Source organism: Mesorhizobium sp. M7A.F.Ca.AU.001.01.1.1 (assembly GCF_004022735.1).
GTDB lineage: Bacteria > Pseudomonadota > Alphaproteobacteria > Rhizobiales > Rhizobiaceae > Mesorhizobium > Mesorhizobium ciceri.
The window spans coordinates 1-2,057 of the sequence record NZ_RZPF01000941.1 but is presented as its reverse complement, the minus strand read 5'-3'; the positions used below and the strand labels follow the sequence as shown (position 1 = coordinate 2,057).

The window sequence follows — 2,057 nt, the reverse complement described above, 5'->3', positions numbered from 1 at the left end:
TGTCAGGGGTGACCGGCAGCGGTCGCGGCGCGTCCATCATGTCCGGGATGGAAAAAGGTGTCCCATCCGGAAAGATGCCCCGCGCGGACAGAATCGAGATCTGGCCGGCTTCCAGCAACGCCTGGTCCAGCGTCAGCTGTTGGAAACCGAACGTATGCAATTGCCCGGCCTGCAACGCGCCGCGCACCGTCGCCTCGAAAAAGCGATCCTGCTGCTGGAAATGCTGGGTCCGCAGGAAAAGCCCTTCGGACCATAGCACCCTGTTTGCATTGCTCATGCCGCTACTCTCTGTATCGAGCTCCCCTTGCCCTTTGCCGCTAGGCGGAAATGCCGCCGCTGCCAAGCGTGACGTTGATCGTGAATTTCGATCCCGACGACACCGACTTGGTTGTCCGCCAGTTCCGGCCGCCGGGCTCGCGGATCAGAGCAACAAAGCCCAGCGCCGTCGCGTCCGGCTCGACCGTGATGGTTTTGGATGCGGATTTTCCCGGCCCGACGGAAATCTGGTCGGATCCGATGAGATCGCCCGCCAGCGCCGTGCCGGCATCCCCCTGCAGCGCGAAATAGTCGGCGGAATTGAATTTGCCGGTGCTTTTCAGCCGCATCACCAGGATCGTTACCGGCCGGTCGCCGCCGCCTGGTCCCGGGTTCATGCCAGCACCGCCGTTTACGTTGACGGTGATCACCGATGGTTTCGGCGGACCACTCTGGCAAGCCGCAAGCAACCCTGTCGCGCCCAAGGCAACAACAAATTCACGTCGATCAATCATCTCTCACTCCTCCTCATATGCATCTCGAAAATCAGCGCCGATTTCGCCAAGGAAGCTCTTTTCAGCACTCTCGGCGATTTCACGATGGCGCTTCTGGTAAAGTTCCCACAGCTTGGCGCCCCGCCCCCCAGAGAGAAGGGTTCCGATCGCGGAATTCGATTTCAGCTCATCCTCGATCACTACCGGGTCAAAACGGTCGATCATCCGCCGCATGGCGGTCTGTATGCCTCGCCAGGCGCGTACGTGATGTTGCGCGAGATCGCGCACCGCATCGGTGATTGCCGCTTCACCGCCGAGAAATCCTGGGCTGCGCTCAGCGATAAGCGTTATGATGGCGTCGTCGACGGTCGGCAGGAACTTGAGCGGATTGACTTCGGAGGCCCCGACCATGGTCTGCGCGACGCGCGCGTTTCCCTTTTCCTCGGCCCGCTTGCGCAGAAGCTGCATCAGGCCTTCCATCATCATCCGGTATTCGCGACCGAACTTCTCCATTTCCGCGATGCTGTCGCGTCCGGGGAAATCGGCTTCCTCGACACCCATGCCATGCAGGAATGCGGCGCGAAGCGCCATCTCCTCCGGCCGCGCCGCAGCCAGCGCCGGGGCGGCTTTGGGAGCAGCACCCACACGTGGTGAAGCAGGGGTAGCTGCGGGCTGCACCGGCAAATCCCAGGGATTGGCTGATTGGGATCGCTGGGCGATGCGCTCGCGCTGTTCGATCGAACTGGCGCCGTTCGCCGAACTGAGCGTGGCGGCTGGTCCGAAAGGAAAGTCATCATGGGTTCCGGACGGCTTGTCACGGGCGGCTTGGGCTGCGCGGTCGGGGGACGGTACCGCGTCGAGGCTGAACGGGTCCGCTTGGCTCGCCGCGCCGCCCGGTTCGCGATAAGGGGCGGGATTTTTCGACACCGGCGTCGAAACCGGATCGAGGCTGAACGGGTCATCGAAAGCGGCCGAGTGGCGCTGGTCGGAGTTGGCACGTTCGAATGCACCCGCAACCGGCTGCTCGAAAGGGTTCGGCAGATCGGCCGGACGTGGCCGTCGCGGCTCTTCTTCGACCTTGGCGGAAAAGAAGTCATCGCGACCGATGCTCACCGGGGCCCGGGATGCTGGCGGCGCGCGTTCCGAAACCGGCTGGCCGGCCGCTGGTGCTTGAGTGGCTGGCGTTTGCAGGTCGACATGGACGACGTAGTCGCCCAATCTCAGCCGCATGCCACTTTGAAGGCGCGTCGACTTGCCGGCACCGAGCGGGCTGTCGGAGTCGTTTATGAACAATCCGCTGCTCGACGT

General features: G+C 63.1%; 3 protein-coding genes. All 3 read right to left on the bottom strand.

Features of this window, described 5'->3' with window-relative positions; translation table 11 throughout:
• Positions 1-277: type VI secretion system baseplate subunit TssK (gene tssK, locus EN884_RS34280; RefSeq protein WP_164895363.1), on the bottom strand; the 277-nt coding region annotated here is incomplete at its 3' end.
• Between the two features lie 40 nt (positions 278-317).
• The gene (gene tssJ, locus EN884_RS34275; RefSeq protein WP_024504481.1) at positions 318-770 is read right to left on the bottom strand and encodes a type VI secretion system lipoprotein TssJ; all 453 of its coding nucleotides are present in this window, start codon (positions 768-770) and stop codon (positions 318-320) included.
• A gap of 3 nt (positions 771-773) precedes the next feature.
• Positions 774-2,057, bottom strand: a 1,284-nt coding sequence (gene tagH, locus EN884_RS34270) for a type VI secretion system-associated FHA domain protein TagH (protein ID WP_128361054.1), incomplete at its 5' end; no start/stop codon positions are given.

Excerpts from the sequence above, each read along its gene's own strand:
- tssJ (WP_024504481.1), bottom strand. The coding sequence starts at position 770 with ATGATTGATCGACGTGAATTTGTTGTTGCCTTGGGCGCGACAGGGTTG.